At 75.3% G+C, this 19,408-nt stretch carries 14 protein-coding genes; 3 read left to right on the plus strand and 11 right to left on the minus strand.

Features of this window, described 5'->3' with window-relative positions; translation table 11 throughout:
• The first annotated feature begins 132 nt into the window (after positions 1 to 132).
• From ACFWW8_RS10070 to ACFWW8_RS10080, 3 genes are all read left to right on the plus strand, one after another.
• Positions 133 to 447: an ArsR/SmtB family transcription factor gene (locus ACFWW8_RS10070; RefSeq protein ID WP_386526135.1), complete on the plus strand. Its 315-nt coding sequence runs from the start codon at positions 133 to 135 to the stop codon at positions 445 to 447.
• Between the two features lie 63 nt (positions 448 to 510).
• Entirely contained in the window at positions 511 to 1,596 is a 1,086-nt protein-coding gene (locus tag ACFWW8_RS10075; RefSeq protein WP_386526137.1) for a MerR family transcriptional regulator, read from the plus strand.
• Positions 1,593 to 2,255, plus strand: coding sequence for a hypothetical protein (locus tag ACFWW8_RS10080; RefSeq protein ID WP_386526139.1), 663 nt, complete (start codon positions 1,593 to 1,595; stop codon positions 2,253 to 2,255). Before ACFWW8_RS10075 ends, ACFWW8_RS10080 begins: the two co-directional genes overlap by 4 nt.
• A gap of 3 nt (positions 2,256 to 2,258) precedes the next feature.
• Here the strand turns inward: ACFWW8_RS10080 and ACFWW8_RS10085 are convergent, their stop codons facing one another.
• The 11 genes from ACFWW8_RS10085 to ACFWW8_RS10135 form a co-directional block, all read right to left on the minus strand.
• Complete coding sequence (locus tag ACFWW8_RS10085) at positions 2,259 to 2,618, minus strand: hypothetical protein (RefSeq protein ID WP_386526142.1); 360 nt, start codon at positions 2,616 to 2,618, stop codon at positions 2,259 to 2,261.
• 208 nt (positions 2,619 to 2,826) lie between these two features.
• The gene (hisC, locus tag ACFWW8_RS10090; protein ID WP_386526144.1) at positions 2,827 to 3,924 is read right to left on the minus strand and encodes a histidinol-phosphate transaminase; all 1,098 of its coding nucleotides are present in this window, start codon (positions 3,922 to 3,924) and stop codon (positions 2,827 to 2,829) included.
• A gap of 58 nt (positions 3,925 to 3,982) precedes the next feature.
• Positions 3,983 to 5,260, minus strand: coding sequence for an ATP-grasp domain-containing protein (locus ACFWW8_RS10095; RefSeq protein WP_386526146.1), 1,278 nt, complete (start codon positions 5,258 to 5,260; stop codon positions 3,983 to 3,985).
• Positions 5,257 to 6,096, minus strand: a complete 840-nt coding sequence (locus ACFWW8_RS10100; RefSeq protein WP_386526148.1) for a TauD/TfdA dioxygenase family protein — start codon at positions 6,094 to 6,096, stop codon at positions 5,257 to 5,259. The genes ACFWW8_RS10095 and ACFWW8_RS10100 overlap by 4 nt, the downstream gene beginning before the upstream one ends.
• Positions 6,078 to 7,307: an MFS transporter gene (locus ACFWW8_RS10105; protein ID WP_386526151.1), complete on the minus strand. Its 1,230-nt coding sequence runs from the start codon at positions 7,305 to 7,307 to the stop codon at positions 6,078 to 6,080. Before ACFWW8_RS10105 ends, ACFWW8_RS10100 begins: the two co-directional genes overlap by 19 nt.
• Positions 7,297 to 8,709 (minus strand): FAD-binding oxidoreductase, encoded by a 1,413-nt coding sequence (locus ACFWW8_RS10110; RefSeq protein ID WP_386526154.1) that lies wholly within the window; start codon positions 8,707 to 8,709, stop codon positions 7,297 to 7,299. Before ACFWW8_RS10110 ends, ACFWW8_RS10105 begins: the two co-directional genes overlap by 11 nt.
• Positions 8,706 to 8,918 (minus strand): ferredoxin, encoded by a 213-nt coding sequence (locus ACFWW8_RS10115; RefSeq protein ID WP_386526156.1) that lies wholly within the window; start codon positions 8,916 to 8,918, stop codon positions 8,706 to 8,708. Before ACFWW8_RS10115 ends, ACFWW8_RS10110 begins: the two co-directional genes overlap by 4 nt.
• A 49-nt stretch (positions 8,919 to 8,967) precedes the next feature.
• Positions 8,968 to 10,221 carry a cytochrome P450 gene (locus tag ACFWW8_RS10120; protein ID WP_386526159.1) on the minus strand — a complete coding sequence of 418 codons (1,254 nt, stop codon included), beginning with the start codon at positions 10,219 to 10,221 and terminating at the stop codon, positions 8,968 to 8,970.
• Positions 10,214 to 16,462, minus strand: coding sequence for an amino acid adenylation domain-containing protein (locus ACFWW8_RS10125; protein ID WP_386526162.1), 6,249 nt, complete (start codon positions 16,460 to 16,462; stop codon positions 10,214 to 10,216). The genes ACFWW8_RS10120 and ACFWW8_RS10125 overlap by 8 nt, the downstream gene beginning before the upstream one ends.
• Positions 16,459 to 16,884: a nuclear transport factor 2 family protein gene (locus ACFWW8_RS10130; protein ID WP_386526165.1), complete on the minus strand. Its 426-nt coding sequence runs from the start codon at positions 16,882 to 16,884 to the stop codon at positions 16,459 to 16,461. Before ACFWW8_RS10130 ends, ACFWW8_RS10125 begins: the two co-directional genes overlap by 4 nt.
• Positions 16,881 to 19,088, minus strand: coding sequence for an aminotransferase class III-fold pyridoxal phosphate-dependent enzyme (locus ACFWW8_RS10135; RefSeq protein WP_386526168.1), 2,208 nt, complete (start codon positions 19,086 to 19,088; stop codon positions 16,881 to 16,883). Before ACFWW8_RS10135 ends, ACFWW8_RS10130 begins: the two co-directional genes overlap by 4 nt.
• Positions 19,089 to 19,408: the final 320 nt, after the last annotated feature.

The raw sequence follows: 19,408 nt of genomic DNA on the forward strand, positions 1-19,408 counted from the left end.
CGAAGCCGGGCATCACGCTGTTCACGCGGATGCCGCGGGCCGCGTCCTGGTCGGCGTACAGCCTTACGCAGGATCGGGGCACACCAGGCGGCCGGGGCCGGCGGGCGACGCGTGCGACGTACCATCGGACCCATGGCCACGTACCACCCCGTCCGCGAACAGCTCCTCGTCGAGGACGTGCTCGCAGCCCTCGGCAACCCCGTACGGCTCGGCATCGTCCGCGAGCTCGCCTCCTCCCCCGACGGGCGGACCTGCGGCAGCCTCCCCCTGGAGGTCACCAAGGCCACGGCCACCCATCACTGGCGGGTCCTGCGCGAGTCCGGGGTCACCCAGGAGCACAAGGTCGGCCGCTACAAGGCGGTGTCGCTGCGCCGCGAGGACCTCCAGCGCCGGTTCCCGGGCCTGCTGGACGCCGTCCTCGCCGCCACCCCGCCGACCGCGGGCTGAAAGAGTCTCCGGGTCGGCCTTCGAGTTGACCTTCAAGTGGGATGAGGGCCGACGATCAGCGGCATGAACGACGCCTCACCCGAACTGATGAGCATCAGCGAGTTCGCCCGGCGGGTCGGACTCGCGCCGAGTGCCCTGCGCTTCTACGACGACTGCCGCGTGTTCCTCCCCGCCCACGTGGACGGCGCCACCGGCTACCGCTCCTACTCCCCCGCCCAGGAGGCCCCCGCCCGGATGCTGCGCGCGCTGCGCGACACCGGGCTGGCGCTGGCGGACGTGACCGCCGTACTGGACGGGCCCCCCGACCGGGCCCGGGAGGTGCTGGAACGGCACCGGGCGGTGGGCCGGGAGCGCGGGCGCGCCGCGGACGCGGCCATCGCGGCGGTGCTCGACGGCCTGCCCGGGGGCCCCCGGAGCACCGAGTTCACCCTGGGCGGGGCCGAGCTGGCCAGCGCGGCCCGGCAGGTCACTCCGGCGGCGGGGCGCGATCCCGCACATCCGGAACTGGGCTGCGTGCTGGTGGAGTTCGAGGAGGACGAGGTCCGCTTCGTGGCCACCGACCGGTACCGGCTCGCACTGCGCACCCTCCGGCCCGCCGCGCTGACCGGGCCGGCCGGCCGCGTGCTCGTGGACGCCGATGCCCTCCTCGGGCTGGGGGCGTGGGCCGCCCGGACGGCCGAGGTGACCCTGGCAGCCGGACCGGCCGGGGCCTCGCTGGCCGTGCGCCACCCGGGCGGTTCGCGCGAGGCGACGGGTACGGCCGGGGAGTACCCCGCCTACCGGGACATGCTCGCCGCGCTGCCCGCGCCCCGGCACCGCGTGATCGTGGACCGGGCCGCGCTCCTCGCCGCCCTGGAGGAGTGCGGCGACGCCCCCGCCGTCGCCCTCGAACTGGGCCGGGACCGGTTGCTGGTGGCGCGCCGCGCCCTGCCGGCCCTGCGCGCGGAGGCCGAACCCGTACGCCTCGGCTTCGACCCGGCGGTGCTCGCGCCCGTCCTGGAGGCGAGCGTCGGCCCGGACGTGCTGCTGGAGGTCTCGGGGCCGAGCCTGCCCGTCCTGGTGCGCTCCGCCGACCAGGGCAGTTTCACCGCGCTCGTGATGCCCGTCGCCGTACCCCGACCGCAGAGCCCGGAGGAGACCACCCCGTGAACACGGATCAGCAGACCGTCGCCCTGTGCGCCGAGGGCATGGCAGCCGAGGCCGAGGGGCGCGACGACGACGCCCGGGACCTCTTCCTGGCAGCCTGGGACCGCGCCCGCGACGACTACGAGGCCTGCGTCGCCGCGCACTACCTCGCACGGCACCAGCCGACGCCCGAAGCCGCGCTCCGGTGGAACCTGACCTGCCTGGAACGGGCCGACCGGGTGGGTGACGCGCGCGTCGCGGGCTTCTACCCCTCCCTGCACGGCACGATCGGCCGGTCCCTGCTCGACCTCGGCCGGCCGGCCGAGGCCCAGGGGCACTTCGAGGCGGCCGCCGACGCGCTGGGCACCCTGCCGGCCGGGCCGTACGCCGACTGGCTGCGGCTGTGCGTGGCCCGCGGCCTGCGCGCCACCGCCGCCGCGGAGGCGCCCGGGTACGGGGCCGGGCCGCTGACCTCGCTGCTGGCCCTGCTGTGCGAGCGGGCCGACCTGGAGGCCCTGAGCCTGCTCCTGCCCCCGTACACGGGAAACCTCCACCGCCCGGAGGACGAGGAGCGGCTCACCGCCGCGTTGCGCATGCTGCACGCCGAGCGGCGTCTCCCGGACGCCGAACAGACGCTGCTCGGCGCGTCGATCGGGCTCCGGGCGGGCGCCGGCGCCGCGTAGGCGTCAACCCTGCGCGGCAGCGGGGACGGTGGCGGGGGCCGCGTCGAGCTCCCAGGCGTGGCGCTTGAACTCCCGCCGGAAGTCGGCGTGGTCCTCCCACTGACGGGCGATCCCGCGCAGGACGTCCCAGTGCAGCTCCACGGTCTGGTCGATGACGCGGCGCACAGCCGGCTCGGCCGTCGCGCGCGTCCCGATGAGGCCCTTCGTCACCGAGGCCTCCAGTACGGCGTTGCGCAGGGCGCGCAGCGCGCGGGAGGTGTCGTCCATGCCGAAGCCGTTCTCGCTGCCCGTCTCCGCCGCGAACAGCGGGGTCAGCCGCGCCTCGATGAACGCGGTGATCCGCTCGAAGTGCTGCACGTCCATCAGGGGGCTCCGCTCCTGCCGGTCCGCCACGGGCCCCGGCATCTTGATCGTCAGCTGTACGGCGCCATTATCCGGCAGTGGGGCACCGCTCCCGTCCCGGGGCGGTGGCTCACCGGATGCCGACTCGCTCGCCGAGGCCGAGGACGCCGTACAGGAGACGTGGCCCTCAGGGGGGCGTGACCTGATGACCGAAAGTCCGTGCACGACCTCACGGTGACGTGGGAGGCATGCGCACGGCCCGGGGCCGCACAGGGGTCGCCCGGTAGCGGTCGGCCGCGCGGAGGAAGGCGTCGTTCTCCTCCGGCAGCCCGACGGTGACGCGGACCCCGTCGCCGGGGAAGGCCCGGACGAGCACGCCGTGGCGGGCGCAGGAGTCGGCGAAGCCGGCGGCCTCCTCCCCCAGGGGCAGCCACACGAAGTTGGCCTGGGAGGGGGTCACTTCATGGCCGTCCCGGCTTAACAGCGACTCCAGGCGCCGCCGTTCGCGCACGATCGCCGCGGAGCGCGCGCGCACCTCCTCGGGGCGGTCGAGGGCGGCGAGGGCGGCCGCCTGGGCCAGCCTGCTGACCGCGAAGGGGACGGCCACCTTGTGGACGGCCGACACCACGGCCGGCGCGGCCACGCAGTACCCGATGCGCACGCCGGCGAGCCCGTACGCCTTCGAGAAGGTGCGCAGCACCGCCACGTTCGGGCGGTGGCGGGCCAGCGCGATCCCGTCCGGCACGTCGGGATCGTCGACGAACTCCCGGTACGCCTCGTCCAGTACGACCAGGACGCGGGCGGGGAGGCGGTCGAGGAACGCGTGCAGTTCGCGGCCCCGGACCGCCGTCCCGGTGGGGTTGTTGGGGTTGCAGACGAACACGACGCGGGTGGCGGGGGTGACTGCGGCGAGCATCGCCTCCAGGTCGTGCCGGTGCCCGGCGTCCAGGGGGACGGTGCGGGCGCGCACTCCGGCGACCCTGGCGAAGACCGGATAGGCGTCGAAGGACCGCCAGGCGAACAGGACTTCGTCCCCCGGGCCGCAGAACGCCTGGATGAGATCGCGGCAGAGGCCCACCGACCCGCAGCCGACGGCGATCCTCTCCGCGGGGACGGCCAGGTCGTCGGCCAGTCGGCCGACGAGGGTGTCGGAGAACCACTGCGGGTAGCGGTGGCCTTCGAAGGCGGCCCGGGTGATGGCCTCGACCACGGCGGGCGGGGGCGGCAGCGGCCCCTCGTTGGAGTTGAGCAGGATGGCGCCGGGCGCCATGCCGGGAATGTTGTAGTCGGGGACGGAGGCCAGGTCGGCTCGGATGGCAACACCCATGGGAATCCTCGGGAGTGGGACGGCGCACGCCGGCATGCGCGTGCGGGCGCGGGCGCGGTCAGTGCGGGGCGAGGTGGAACACGTCGTCGGCCAGCAGCCGGATGCGCCGCTGGTCGGCGAGGAGCTCCTCCGGGCTGTCGCCGGTCAGGAAGACGCGCAGCGGGCTGGACAGCAGGTCGGTGGTGGGCCGCATCCGGTCGCCCGGGGCCAGCCGGGGCACCGCCAGGTGCACCGTTTCCAGCGCCCGGATGCGTGCCAGGGCGTTCTCGTCAACGGCCTCGACGAGGCCGCCGCGGCTGGTCCGCACGTGGACGACCATGCCCTCTCGGTGCTTGCGGTACAGGGTGTCGCCGGGGTGCGCGCGCCGGTACTCCTCCGGGCGCACGCAGGCGAGTGCGAGGAGGTCGGCCTGGTTCCCGTCGAGGCAGGAGTCGTGGTGGCCCGGGTCCATGATGCCGTCGAGCCTCGCGCCCACCTCGACGAGCACGGGCCCGGCGGCGGTCATCATGATCTCCGCGTGGGCGGCGCCGAACCGGATGTCCAGGGCGTCGAGGACGGTGTCCAGATAGGCGACGAGGGGTTCGACCTGCGGCGCGCCGGGGTCGATCAGGACGTCCCGGTCGTAGACCGGCCGGGTTCCGACGAGGGTCTTGTCGTAGCGCCAGACGCCGCACACGTGCCGTGCGCCGCCGAGACCCCTGACGATGTCCACGATGTACTCGGTGCCGTCCAGGAAGGACTGCGCGAGCACCTCGTCGTTGTGCCGGCCGAAGATGTCCCGGCTGCCGAGGATCTCGGCGGCCGCGGCGCGGACGTCGTCCGGGCCGCGGCAGACGGAGACCTTGTCCGTGGAGGCCGAGCTGAGCGGTTTGACGACGACCGGGTATCCGGTGGTCCGCGCCCAGGCGAGCACCGCTTCCACGTCGTCGGACTTCAGCTGGTCGGCGCAGCGGATGCCGGCGGCGCGCAGCGCCTCGATCATGCGGTACTTGTCGCGGCGCAGCGCGGAGGTGGCCGACGGGTTGCCGGGCAGGCCCAGCAGTTCCGCCGTCCGGTCGGCCGGCGGGACACCGGTCTCCTGGCCGGGCAGGACCCCGCAGGGGTGGTGGGAGGCCAGCTCCTTCGCCGTGCGGGCGGGGTCGGCCGCGTCCTGGACCACGTTGGTTAGGTACGGGCGCAGGTCCGGCGGGGGTACGCAGTCCAGGAACTCGGGGGTGCTCTGCAGGTGGACGACGTCCGCGCCGAGCTTGCGGAAGGATGCGGGCAGGTAAGCGCCGACCGAGTAGCCGTCGACGATCACGCCGACGGGCGCGGCGGGGTGCCGGGGCCCGCTCATGCGGCGGCGACGCTGACGCGGTGGACGGTCCGCGAGACGCCGGGCGGCAGGTCGGTGGCGACGTGGTAGGTGGTGGCGGTCTTCCACAGCAGCAGGTCGTGCGGCGTCCAGCGGTGGGTGTAGGTGCGGTCGGGGTCGGCCAGGAGGGTGTCGACGAGGTCGAAGAACGCCTCGTTCTCGTTGGCGTCGAGGCCGACGACCCGGTCCATGTAGGCGCGGGCGGCGTACAGGAAGCGGCGGCCGGTGTGCGGGTCGCGGCGGACGACGGAGTGTTCGACGGCCGGGTACTGGCGGGCGATGAGGGCCTGCGCCTCGGCGATGGACAGGCCCACGTGCTCGGGGGCGATGCGCTGCTGCTTGGTGAGGGTGTGCAGCCCGACGCGGTCCTCCAGGAGGGCGCGCCAGTCCTCGGGCAGCCGGTCGTAGACGTCGGCGGCGCTGGCGAAGACGGTGTGGCCGTGGTCCTCGGGCACGTGGACGCCGTGCAGGACGGTGTAGGCGGAGGGGTCGGCGTCGAAGGAGGAGTCCTGGTGCCAGAAGTGGCCGACCCGCTCGATCCCGACGGGCAGGCCGTCCTTGCGCTCGTTGGAGGAGACGAGGATCTCGGCGAACTCGGGGTGGCGCCAGTCGGCGAGGAGGAAGGGGACGGGGCGGCCGATGCGGGCGGCGAGGCCGATCTGCTGCCGGGGAGTGAGGTCGAGGCCGCGGACGACGACGAGGTCGCGCCGGTTCAGGGAGTCGACGATGTCGGCGAACACCTCCGGGCGGGTGAGCTCGGCGTGGGTGAGTCCGCTGTACTCGACGCCGATGAAGGGGGTCAGGTCACGCTTGAGCACGGTTCCTCCTTGTGCCAGGTGTACGGGTTGGTGCGGGCCGCGAGCAGCAGCAGGCAGGCGGCGCAGACCGCCGCGCCCGTGGCCGCCCACGGGGCGCCCGGGTGGCCGGGGGCCGAAAGGTGCAGGGCGAGTTGCGGGGCCGCGATGAAGGCCAGGTTGACGCCGCCGGAGAACAGGCCCATGGTGCGGTCGGCGGCCGGGCCGGAGAGCCAGCTGACGTAGTCGAGCAGTCCGGGGAAGACGACGATCTCCCCGGCCGTCCACACGAGGGTGGCGAGCACCAGTTCCGGCCCGGTGTCGGCCGAGGCCATGAGCAGGAACCCGGTGCCCGCGAGCGCGTAGCCGCTCAGCAGGGTCGCCAGGTGTCCGACGCGAGCCATGCGGAGGGTGAGCGGGACCTCGAACAGGACGATCCCGACGGCGTTGACGGTGAAGACGACGCCGGCCCAGTAGCCGGGCAGGCCGAGGCCGACGATGACGTAGGCGCCGACGAAGACCGACGGCAGCGCGTAGGCCAGCTGGATGGGCAGGGAGAGGCCGAAAACGCACCAGAAACGGATGCGTTCGGCGCTCGTCTGCCGGACCGTGCCCCGCGGCAGAGTCTCGCGGCCCGGCCCGCCGGCGGCGTCGGCGGTGGGCCGGCGTGCGCCTCGGCGGTGCAGGAACGCCGCGGCCGCCAGGACGCACAGGGCGTTGGCCCAGAACACGGCGTACGGGTCGAGGGCGTAGAGCAGGGCCCCGAGGAGCGGGCCGGCCGACAGCCCGAGGTTGATGGCGAGCCGGTGGCACGAGAAGGCGACCTTGCGCTGCTCGGGCGGTGCCCCGGCGATCGTGGCCGCGTAGGCCGCCGGGGTGACGATCTCGTAGGCGAACCCCCAGACCAGCACCACCGTGATGAGCGCGGGCAGGCCGTGCAGCAGCGGCACCACCGCGACCGCGGCGGCGCCCAGCAGGAAACCGCCCCGCATCAGGGCGTACGGGTGCAGCCCCGCGAGGAGCCGTCCTGCGGCCAGGTCCGCGGCGAGGGCGCCCACCCCGAAGGTGGTGACGGCCAGGCCCGCCTCGGCCGCGTCCAGACCTCCGCGGCCCAGCAGGTACGGGGTGAGGAAGGGGTAGGCCATGGTGCCGGTGCGGAAGAGCAGGGTCGTGAGGAACAGGGTCCGCAGGGGCCGGGCGAGCCCGGCCAGCGTCCGCAGGGTCTCAACCGGCACGGCGGGTCCCGGCCGACCGCCGGGTGATCACGGCGCCGGGGTTGAACAGGCCCGTCGGGTCGAGGGCGTCCTTGAGGTCGCGGTGCACGCGCAGGGCGACCGGGCCCAGTTCGCGCTCCAGCCAGTCCTGCTTGAGCTTGCCGACTCCGTGCTCGCCGGTGATCGTGCCGCCGAGGGACAGGGCGAGGGCCAGGATCGCGTCGAACGCCGTCTGGGCGCGGGCGTACTGCCCGGCGTCGTCGCCGTCGTAGAGGACCGTGGGGTGCATGTTGCCGTCGCCCGCGTGGCCGACGACCGCGACGGTCAGCCCCGCGTCGGCGCCGATCCGCGTACAGCCCTCGATCAGATCGGCGATGCGGGTGCGGGGCACGGCCACGTCCTCCGTCATGCAGGCGCCCCGGGCTTCGAGGGCGGCGAGGCTCACCCGGCGGGCGCGCAGCAGGAGGGCGCCCTCCGCCGCGTCCTGCGTGGCGTGCGTGTACACCGCGCCGGCTTGCCGGAACACGCGCTCCATCTGGTCGAGTTCGGCTTCGCGGGTGCCCTCCGGCGCGTCGGACTGGCACAGCAGCAGGGCTTGGTCGCCTTCGCCGGCGAGTTCGGTGCCGAGGTAGGCGGAGGAGGCCCGCAGGGAGGTCGCGTCCATGATCTCCATGAGGGAGGGCACGAGGCCGGCCCGGACGATCCGGTTGACGCTGGCTCCCGCCCGGGCCACCGAGTCGAAGGCCGCGATGACGGTGCCGGGCGCGGAGGGCAGCGGGCGCAGGGAGAGGGTGGCCCGCGTGATGATCCCGAGGGTGCCCTCGCTGCCGACGAGGAGGCGGGTGAGGTCGTAGCCCGCGACGCCCTTGACGGTGCGGCGGCCGGTGCGCAGGAGGGAGCCGTCGGCGAGGACCGCGTCCAGGCCGAGGACGTAGTCGCCGGTGACCCCGTACTTGCCGCAGCACAGGCCGCCCGCGTTCGTGGCCAGGTTCCCGCCGAGGGTGCACGTGTCGAGGCTGGAGGGGTCGGGCGGGTAGTACAGGCCGTGGGCGGCGGCGGCCGTCTTCAGGTCCTGGTTGACCACGCCGGGTTCCACGACGGCGATCCGGTTGTCCGGGTCGAGTTCCAGAATCCGGTTCATCCGGGTGGTGACCAGGACGACGCAGCCGTCGACGGCGTTGGCGGCGCCGGTCAGGCCCGTTCCGGCGCCCCTGGGGACGATCGGGACGCCGGCCGCCGCACAGGCCCGCACGCAGGCCCGTACCTGCTCGGCCGAGGTGGGCAGGGCCACCGCGAGCGGGCGGCCGTGCGGGGCGAGCGGCATCATGTCGTGGGCGTATCCGGCGGTGGCGTCCGGGTCGGTGACAAGGGCGCCCCCGCCGTCGAGGGCGGCGCGCAGGGCGGCCGGCAGGGCGGCGCTCATGCCGGCCGCCCGTCGGCCCCGGTGATGAGGATCGCCCGGGCGGGGCACAGGTCGGCGGCCTCGTGGACGGCGGCGGCGAGGTGCTCGGCCGGTTCCGGGTCCAGCAGCAGGACGATGCCGTCGGTCTCGTCCTGGTCGAAGACCGTGGCGGCGGACAGGACGCAGTGGCCGGCGCCGACACAGCGCTCGGGATCGAGGGTGACCTTCACGGGGTCGGCTCCTTCGGGTGCGGGGGACGGGCGGCGGGCGGCAGCGGGATCACCAGGTCACGGGAAGGGCGTGCACCCCGTACACGGCCATGTCGGACTTGAAGCGGATCTCCTCGACGGGCACGGCCGTGCGCAGCGTCGGGATCCGGCGGGCCACGGCGGCGTAGACCTCCTGGAGCTCCACCCGGGCCAGCGACTGGCCCATGCACTGGTGGGGCCCGTAGCCGAAGGCGAGGTGGCCGTGCGCGCGGGAGGCGGGGTCGAACTCCTCGGCGGCGGGGAAGCGTTCGGGGTCCCGGTTGGCGACGTTGATGGCGGCGACGACGCCCTCCCCGGCCCGGACGAGGCGGTCGCCGACCTCGACGTCCTCGACGGCGATCCGGCGGATGCCGCGCTGGACCACGGTGAGGTGGCGCAGCATCTCCTCGACGGTGTCGGAGAGCAGCTCGGGGTCTTCGTCCGTGCCGAGGGCGGCGAAGTGACCGGGGTGGCGCAGCAGCGTCAGTATCCCGAGGGAGATCATGTTGGCGGTGGTGTCGTGGCCGGCGGTGAGCAGCAGGAGGGCCATCGCGGCGAGTTGGGACCGCGTCATGGTCCCGTCGGGCAGGTGCCGGGCCGCCATGCGGCCGATGAAGCCGTCCTGCGGCTCGAGTTCGGCGGCGGCGACGAGCTGCTCCAGGTAGTCCTGGAGGGCCTGCCGGGCGGCGGCGGCGCTCTCGGTGGTGCCGTCGACGACGTTCATGGTGTGGGTCAGGCCGCGGAACAGCTCGCGGTCCTCGAAGGGCACTCCGAGGAACTCGCAGATGACGGTGAGGGCGACGGGCAGGGCCAGGTCGGCCACGAGGTCGGCCCCGGCGCCGCTGAGCATGCGGTCCAGGCAGCCGTCGACGACGGCGCGCACGGCGGGCCGCCACCGCTCGGCCCGCTTCACCGTGAACTCGCCGAGCACCAGGCGCCGTACGGCGTCGTGCCGCGGGTTGTCCATGACGAGCAGGGTCGGTTCGACGGCGGTCTCGGCAAGGGCGACGGCGCTGGACAGCGGGTAGCCGCGGCGGCTCTTGTCCGCGCTGAACCGGGGGTCGGACAGTACGGCGCGGGCGTCGTCGAAGCCGGTGAACAGCCAGGGGCGGACTCCGTTCCACAGCGTCACGCGGGGCACGGTGCCCGCGTCGCGGATGGCGGTGGCCTCCCGGGGCGGGGCGAACGGGCACTGGCGGTCCATGGGGTAGTGCGGGTCGGAAACCGGGTCGGTCGTCGGGGTGGCCGTCGCATGGGCCACCGGGTCCGTCGTCGGGTCAGTCATCGCGGGTGCTCCGGTCGAGTTTCTGCCACCAGCGGCCGACGAGGGCGTCGTCCAGGGCGGGCGGGGTGATGCCGTGGGCCCGCAGGGCGGCGAGGGTGGCGTCGTTGCGGTGGTCGGGGAGGCCGGCGTCCGGGTGGTCGCACAGCTCCCGGAAGTACTCGCGGTAGGCCAGGGCGGGCAGCGCGGTGCCGCGGGCCTCCGCGTCGGTCAGCCGGGCGAGCCAGACCTCCAGCGGGACCGCGGAGGTGGTGCGGCCCGTGCGGCGGTCGTGTACCGCGAGCAGCTCGGCCACCTGGGTCCGCCGGGGATGGTGCAGGTGGTGGACGGTGCCCGGGGCGGCGTCGGCGAGGGTCAGGGCGACCAGGGCCCGGGCCATGGTGTCCACGGGCAGGGCGTCGGTGGCGAGTCGCGGGTCGTCGGGGTGGCAGCCGAGGGCGGCGGACGTGACGAGGAGCCGGCTGAGGAAGTCGTCCTCGCTGACGGCGCCCGTCGTGCTGCCGCCGGCCCGGCCGAGGCGGTAGATCCGGGCGTCGGCCCCGCGTTCGAGGGCCTGGCCGACGAGGTGCTCCGCGGCCCACTTGGCGGCGGCGTAGCCGCGACCGCGCGGGTGCCGTTCGCCGGTGGCCGGGGTGGCCTCGGTGATGGTGCGCGGGCGGGTGCCGCCGGGTCCGTCCCGGAACACGCCCAGGGTGGAGACGTGGTGCAGGCGGGCCGGGCGGCCCTGCGCGCAGATCCGCAGGAGTTCGGCGGTACCGCCGACGTTGGCGGCCGCCAGGTGGTGGAAGCCGGACACGTGGTGGACCTCGGCGCCCAGGTGGAGGACGGTCGTCGCCCGCAGGACGCGTTCCCGGTGCGTTCCGTCGAGGCCCAGGCCGGGCCGGGACAGGTCCCCGGGGACGGGCACGATCCGCGGGTCCGATGCGTCGCGGCGCAGACCCTGGCGGCGCAGGGCCGCGGCCAGGCGGCGACGGGCGGCGTCCGGGTCCGCGGCCCGGACCAGGCACAGGACCGGGCCCGTCGTGCGGTCCAGCAGTTCGGCCAGGACGTGGGAGCCCACGTATCCGGTGGCCCCGGTGAGCAGCACGGCGCCGTTCGGGTCGAAGGGGCCCGGGCGGCCGGGGAAGACGATGCCGGGGTCGAGCCGCGCGTCGTCCGGCCCCACCGGCAGAGTCGCCGGATCGGGCCCCCGCAACAGGCGGGCCACCGCGCGTACGGTCGGTTCGGCGAGGAAGTCGGCGACGGCGATCCGGACCCCGAACTCCCGCTCGATGCGGCCCAGGAGCCGGATGACCCGCAGGGAGTGGCCTCCGTGTGCGAAGAAGTCCTCGTCCGGGGAGCCCGCCGGCCCGCCCAGCACGTCCTCCCAGAGGGCGAGCAGCCGCCGCTCGGGCCCGCTCGCGGGGCCGTCCGCGGAGCCGCCCGCCGGGCTGTCGGCGGGGAGCCGCCGCTGCCGGAGGCCGGCGAGCCTGGCGGCGAGCGCCGACCGGTCGGCCTTGCCGTGGCCGCCGGTCGGGATGGCGGGGACGGGTACGGCCAGGCGGGGCACCATGTGGCCCGGGAGCAGCCGGGTCAGGTGGGCGCGGGCGTCCTGCGGCGCGGCGGTGCCGACGTAGCCGACGGCCAGTTCGGCGTCGGTGCCGGTGCCGAGGAGGACGGCGACGGCCTCCCGGACACCGGAGTGCTCCGCGAGCGCGGCCTCGATCTCGCCGAGCTCGATGCGGAAGCCGCGCAGCTTGATCTGGTGGTCGAGCCGGCCGAGGTGGTCGACGGCTCCGTCGGGCAGCCGGCGCACGCGGTCCCCGGTGCGGTAGCAGCGTCCGGCGCCGGCGAGCGCGGGATGGGTGGTGAACAGCTCGGCCGTGCGCTCGGGGTCGCCCAGGTAGCCGTCGCCGAGTCCGGCGCCGGAGAGCCACAGTTCGCCCGGCACCCCGGTGGCCGCGAGCCGTCCGTGGCGGTCCACGACGTGGGCCGCGGTGCCGGGCAGGGCGGTGCCCACGGGCACGCGGGCGCGGTCGTCCGCGGGGCCTGCCCGGTGGGTGGTCGCCAGGATCGCCGCCTCGGTCGGGCCGTAGCCGTTGACGACGACCCGGTCCCGGGCGAAGTGGCGCGTGTCGTGGACGTCCGCGGGCTCACCGGCGACGAGCAGCACGCGCACGTCGCCCAGGTCGGGACGGTCCAGGGCGCGCAGCAACGAGGGTACGGTCACCATCACGGTGACCCCGGCGGTGCGCAGGGTGCGGGTGAGGGCCGGGCCGTCGGAGCGGGTGGCGTCGTCCGCGTACACCAGGGTGGCGCCGGAGACGAGCGGCATGAACTGCTCGAAGGCGGCCACGTCGAAGCCGGGCGAGGTCAGTTGGAGCCAGACGTCGTCCGCGGTGAACGGGTGCCGGTCCAGGCAGGCGAGGAGCGTGTTGGCGACCGCGCGGTGGGAGACGGCGACGCCGCGGGGGCGCCCGGTGCTGCCGGAGGTGTAGATGACGTACGCCGGGGCGGCGGGATCGCCGGGGCCCGCGGGCGCGGTCTCCTCGCCGGGGGCGGCGAGGGCCTCGATGTCGAGGACGGGCGGGCCGGAGGCCTCCGTACCGGGGCCGAGCAGCGTGTCGGCGGTGTCCTTGGCACAGACCAGCGCGGCGGCGTCGGCGTCGGCGATGCAGTGGCGCAGCCGCCGCGTTGGGTAGGCCGGGTCGAGGGGCACGTACGCGGCCCCGGCCTTGAGCACGCCGAGGAGGGTCGCGACGAGGAGCGGGGAGCGCTCCAGGCACACGGCGACCCGGTCGCCGGGCCGGATCCCGCGGGTGGCGAGGCGGGCGGCCACGGTGTCGGCGAGCCGGTCGAGTTCGGCGTAGGTGAGGCTGGTGCCGTCGCCGGTCACGGCGGTCTTGTGCGGGCGGGCCGCGACCTGTCGGGCGACGAGGGCGGGCAGGGTGGTGTCCGGCGCCCGTGGACCCGGCTCCGGGGCGCGGCTCAGCCGTTCGTACTCCCCCGGTTCGTACAGGGTGACGTCGCGCAGCGGCGGGTCGCCGTCCGCGAGGCGGTCGAGCACGGCGGCCAGTTGGCCCGCCAGCCGCTGTGCGGTGGCCCGCTCGTAGAGGTCGGTGCTGAACTCGACCTCGACGTCGAGGCCGTCGCCCTCCTCCTGGAAGGTGAAGGCCAGCTCGAAGGGTGCGGTGGCACGGCCGCCGGCGTCCCAGGGCTCGGTCCGCGCGCCGGACAGCTCGAGCGGACGCGGCCTGCGTTGACGGTGGTTGACGACGGCCTGGAAGGGGACGGCCGCCCGTGCGGTGGTGGACGGCGCGAGTTCCCGGCCCACGGCCTGGAAGGGGACGTCCTGGTGGTGCAGGGCCTCGGTGCAGGCGGTGCGGACGCGGGCGAGCAGCGCCCCGGCGGTGGTGTCCGCGTTCGCCTCGACGCGGACGGGCAGCAGGTTGACGAAGCAGCCGACGAGGTCCTGTGTTCCGGCCCGGTCCCGGCCCGCGGCGAGGGCGCCCAGGGTGAGGGTGTCGCGTTCGGTGTGCGCGGACAGGACCGTGTACACGCCGGCCAGGCAGAACATGTACGGGCTGACGCCGTGCCGGCGGGCGGCCTCGGCGTGGCGCGCGTGCTGCGCGGAGCCGATCCGCAGCCGCACCCGGTCGCCGGATCCGCTGAGCACCGCGGGTCGGGGGCGGTCGGTGACCAGGTCGAGCGTGGCGGCGCCCCCGTCGAGGGCGCCCTGCCAGAACCGGGTCGCGGCGGTGAGACGTTCGGGGCGGGGCACGTGGGCGGCGCGCAGGTGCTCGGGGTAGGCCGGGCTCAGGGGCGGCAGTTCAGCGGCCGGGTCCGCGTACAGGGCCGACAGCTCGGTGGTGAAGAGGTCCAGGGACCAGTCGTCGGCGATGGCGTGGTGGACGGCGAAGTGGATCAGGGCCCGCCCCTCGTCGAGGGTGAGCACGAGGGTGCGCAGCAGCCGGGTGCCGTCGGCGTCCGGGCCGGCAGCGCGGTGCTCGGCGGCCAGGGCGCGGGCCAGGGCCCGGCGTTCCCCGGCCGGAACGCCGGAGAGGTCGACGTGGCGCAGCGCGGCGCCCGGGTCGGCGCTCAGGCTCTGCCACCAGCCGTCGGCGTCGCGCCGGACGACGGTCCGCAGGGCGGCCTGGCGCCGGCCCAGCAGGTTCAGGGCGTTCCGCAGCCGGTCCTGGTCGAGCGGGCCGTCGACGGCGTAACCGCGTGCGATGACGTACCGGTCGGAGCTCGCGGTGGCCTCCTGTTCGAACCAGATCCCCTCCTGGGCGGGCGACAGCGGCAGTCTGCCGGGGTCGGCTCCGGGGTCTGTCCCGGCGTCGGCCGCGGGGTCTGCCCCGGCGGTGGAGCCGTGCTCCGGTGATACCCCCGCGGTGGCGGCCACGCGGGCCGCCAGGGCCCGGACCGTCGGGGAGCTGAACAGGTCGGCGATCGTCAGGGCCGCGCCCTGGTCGCGTTCCAGGCGGGCCAGGATCGCCATCGCGGACAAGGAGTCCCCGCCGGCGGCGAAGAAGTCGGTGTCCGGGCCGACGGAGCGGCCGAGCACCGCTTTCCAGTGCGCGGAAACGGCGCGCAGGGCCACGGCCTCCGTACCACCCGCCGGAGCGCCGTCGGCCGGGCCGGGAGCCGCCCCGGCCGCACGGTCGGCGAGGGAGGCGAGGGACGCGAGGCGGCGGCGGTCGGTCTTTCCGTTGGCGGTGGTCGGCAGCGACGCCAGCACGGTGACGGCGGCCGGGACCGCCGGTTCGGGCAGGATCCGGGCGGCGTGGGCGCCGAGGGCGGCCTGGGCGTCGGGCCGGGCGTCGGCGTCCGCGTCGCCACCCGGTGCCAGCACCACGTACGCGGCCAGCCGTCGCGCGTCCGGGGCGCCGTACGGGACCACGACCGCCTCCCGGACCGCCGGGTAGGTCAGCAGCGCCCGTTCCGCCTCGGCCGGTTCGACGCGGTGGCCCCGGATCTTGACCTGGTCGTCGAAGCGCCCCAGGAAGGCCAGTTCGCCGCCGGGGAGCCGGCGGACCCGGTCGCCCGTCAGGTAGGCGGTGCGGTCGGGCCGGCCGGGCTCGGGGACGAACCGCTCGGCGGTCTGCTCCGGCCTGCCGCGGTAGCCGCGGGCGACGCCCGGGCCGCCGATGCAGAGCTCGCCGTCCTCGCCCGGCGCGGCGAGGGTGCGGTCGGGGCGCAGGACGTGGGCGGTGGCCCCGGCGAAGGGGCGGCCTATCGGGACGTCCCGCCAGGCGATGTCCCAGTCGTCCGGGGTGTCGAAGATCTGCCAGCAGGCGTAGACCGTGGTCTCTGTGGGCCCGTAGCCGTTGACGATCCGGCAGCCGGGCAGCTCGCGCAGCGCGGTCCGCACCGCCTCCGCGTCGGCCCGGTCACCGCCCGAGACGCACAGCCGCAGGCCGCGCAGGTCCGCGGTGATGTGCTCCATCGCCAGCCGGAACAGCGGGGCGGCGAGCCGCAGGACGGTCACCCCGTGGCGGGCGCACTCCCGGCCGATGTCGTGGACGCCGGGCCGGTCGGACCGCGGCAGCACGAGTCGGGCGCCGTTGAGCAGGGCGCCCCAGATCTCGAAGACGGAGGGGTCCACGTGGAGCGGGGCGAGCTGGAGGACGGCGTCGTCGGCGGTCAGTCCGGCTTCGGGGGCGTGTGCCAGGGCGAGGACGGAGCGGTGCGCGACCTGGACTCCCTTGGGGGCGCCGGTGCTGCCGGAGGTGTGGATGACGTAGGCCGGAGAGTCAGGTCCCGGCAACCGGCCCTCGCCCTCGCCTTCGCCTTCGCCTTGGCCTTGGCCTTGGCCCGCAGCGGCCTCCGGGACGGCGTGCGGGGCGTCGCCGCCCGGCTCCGGTGCGTCCTCGTCGACGGCGAGGACCGTCACTGCGGCGGGCAGGAGGGCACGCAGCCGCGGAACGTCCCGCCCGGCGGCGAAGACGGTGCGCAGACGGTTGTCGAGGACGAGCGAGCGGATCCGGTCGTCCGGGGCGTCGGGGTCCAGCGGAAGGTAGGCGCCCCCGGCCAGAACCGTCCCCAGCAGGGCCGCGATGGTGCCGGGCGAGCGATGGGCGCAGATCCCGACGGGCTCGCCGGGAGCGGTGCGGCCTTCGAGACGGCCCGCGGCGGCCGCGGATCTGGCGGCGAGTTCCGCGTAGCCGATCCGGAGGTGTCCGCGGACGAGCGCGGTGCGGTGGGGGTGGGCGCGGGCCACGGCGGTGAAGGCGGCGCCGAGGGTGGTTGCGGTGGTGTTCACGGGGCGGCGGTCACCTCCTGCGGGTCGCGTTCGAGCGCCTCGACGACGCTGGCGGTGTCGAAGAGGTCGAGGTAGCGGGTGATGAGTCCGTCGCGGACGGTGAAGACGTTCATCCACGGGGCCTCGTAGCGTGCGCCGTTGGCCAGGACCTGGGTGCGGCTCACGCCCAGCACCACGACCCGGTCTCCGGCGTCGAGGTAGTCGTAGGCGTCGCACTCCTGGACCCGGATGAGCTCGCGGACGACGGCGAAGAACGCGCGGAACCCCTCGACGCCGCGGTAGACGCCCGCCCACGGCAGCGAGGCGGGTCCGTGGTAGACCCATTCGAAGTCGGGGGCGAGCAGCGGCTCGATGTCGGCAAGGCGGCCCTCGTCGAACAACCGGAAGAAGGTGCGGATCACTTCGACGTTCTCTGTGCTCATACGGTGCTCCTCGAGTTCGCGGGGGTACGGGACGGGCGCCGCTCCGGCCGCCGGGACAGGCTCCGGGACAGGCGCTGGCCCAGCCGGAACAGGGCGGCGTGGGCGAGGAGCCGGGCCGGGCCGGTGCGGGAGAGCCGGCGGGCGCCGTGCATGACCTGGGAGATCTCCCGCTCGGTGGCGGTCAGGGGCAGCAGGAACACGTCGTAGACGACGAAGGCGCGGGCCCGGTTGATCCACCAGAGGATGAGGGCGTACGTCATCCATTCGCCCCCGGGGTCGACGAGGCGGCCGAGCACTCCGGGTACGCGTGGTTCGAACCGGCCGAGCATGCCTTCGGCGAAGCGGCGGCCGATCACTCCGCGCGGCACTTCGTCCATGGCGGCGAGTCCGGCGCGCACGAGGTCCGACAGGGCCCCGGCGCGTTCGGGCACGCCGAGGGCGTCGACCTGGCGGATGGACTGGAGGGCGAAGTGGGCGCCCAGTCCGTGGGCGTGGTGGGTGCGCAGTTCCTCGACCAGCTGCGGGTTGGCCCGGCGCGCGGCGTCGTGGACCTCCTCCGAGACGAGGGCGGCGCCGGTGGGGAAGCACCCGTGGCTCAGTGCCTTGGACAGGCTCATGAGGTCGATGTCGGGGAGCCGGCCGTGGTGGGCGAAGCGGGTGCCGCAGCGGTAGTAGGACGTCAGGACCTCGTCGACGCCGACGAGGTAGCCGTGCTCGGTCCGGCCCTCGGTGACGGCGTCGAGGAGGGGGCCGGGGATCGGGGCGTAGGCGTCGGAACTGCCGTGGACCAGTTCGATCCAGACGAGCCCGATGTCGCCCTCGGCCGCCTCCTTGCGGAATTCCTCGACGGCGTGCGGAGTGAAGGGGTCGATGTAGCGGATGTCGTCGTAGAGGGGTCCGAAGGGAGCGCGGGTGCGGTCGGCGGCGGTGGCGAGCAGGGAGACGAGGGTCTTGCCGCCGTAGTTGTGCTTGAAGACGACGATGCGCCGCTGCCGGGGGCGGGCGAGGCGGGCCAGGGTGATGGCGCTCTCCACCGCGGACGCGCCGCTGACGGCGGGGAAGGCGTGGGGCAGACCGGTTTCGCGAGCCAGGACCCCTTCGAGCTCGCGGACGTGGTCCCGGGCCGGGTCGTGGCCCCGGACGACGTCGGTCAGCGCGTCGGCGGGATTGTGGCCGGCCACGCCGAGCCCGGCTCCGCAGAGCCCGTCGACCAGGTCCAGTTCGCGGCCGGAGTCGAGGCGGACGGTGAGCCGGGAGCCCTTGGCCCGGACGACGTTCAGCGCACCGTGCAGCTTGCGCTGCATACGCGCCGCCATCGGGTTCACGTGACGGGCGTACAGGTCGAGGGTGGCCCGGCGGTCGGCGGCGGCGTCCGCGAGGACGCCGTGTACCGGGGCGGCGGCGTCCCAGCGGGGCAGCAGCCGGGCGACGACGGCGCGCATGGCGACGGTGTTTCCGCCGTAGGTGTTGGAATGCAGGAAGCCGGTCCGCGGGGTACTCCACGGCGCGAAGGTGTCGTGGGTGCCGGTGAAGGCGCCGAACGGGACCTCGTGCCCGGTGAGGGATTCGCCGAGGACGACGAGGTCGGGGCGCAGCGCGGTGACGGCGGGGTGGGTCGGGGTGTCCGGGGAGATGTCGCTGAGGTCGACGACGACGCGGGCTCCGGTGGCGCGGGCGGCGCGGGCCAGGTCGGCGACGGCGGCCAGGTCGCCGCCGCCGAGGAGTTCGGGGGCGCGTATGACGAGCCCGCACACCGGGGTGCTCCGCAAGGCGGCGCTCAGACCGGCGACGGTGGTGCGGGTGGGGAGGCCGGGGGCGAGGGCGCGGTCGGGGCCTTCGCCGAGCGGGTCGGTGCGGCGGGCGAGCGTGCCGTCGGGGTCGAGGACCAGGACGCGGCCGCGGTGGGCGGCCGCGGTCGCCGCGGCGCGGTGGCGCAGCAGTTTGACGGCGCCGTGCAGGGCCTCGTAGCGGGAGTTGGCGAAGAAGCTGCGGTAGCGGGTGCCGGCCGGACGGCCGCCCAGTTCCCGGACGAACTCGCTGAGGAGGTGGCCGGCCTGCGCGGATTCGGTGGTCACGAACCAGGACGGCATGGCGAACACGGGCTGTTCCCGCGCGATGAGGTCGGCCAGGATGCCGAGAGTCTGCGGGCCGGCCGGGCGCAGGTGCGGCACGGGGCCGGGCTCGGCATGGGAGTTCGGGTTCATGACGCCATCTCGCTCGTGGGCGGAGCCCCGGCGGCGGGTGACCGCGGGACGCGGTGTTCTTGGCAGAACCGGTTGCGGAGATCGGCCCCGGCGCGCGGCCGGCGGTGCCGCGGCCGGGAAGGGCGGAGCAGCGGTCGGCGACGGGCGGAGCCGGGGGGCTGCGGGCAGACCGGGCGGCGGGGGCGCGCTGTCAGGTGCGCTCCCCGCCGCTCCGGACCCCTGGAGACCGTGACGCGTGCGGCGTCGGTCCCCACACCACCGGCAGGACTGCCGCCGGCCGGGGCGGGGCGGCGGGGGGCGCGCTGTCAGGTACGCACCCC

Origin of the sequence: Streptomyces sp. NPDC058701, from assembly GCF_042715295.1 — a bacterium.
Taxonomy (GTDB): Bacteria; Actinomycetota; Actinomycetes; order Streptomycetales; family Streptomycetaceae; genus Streptomyces.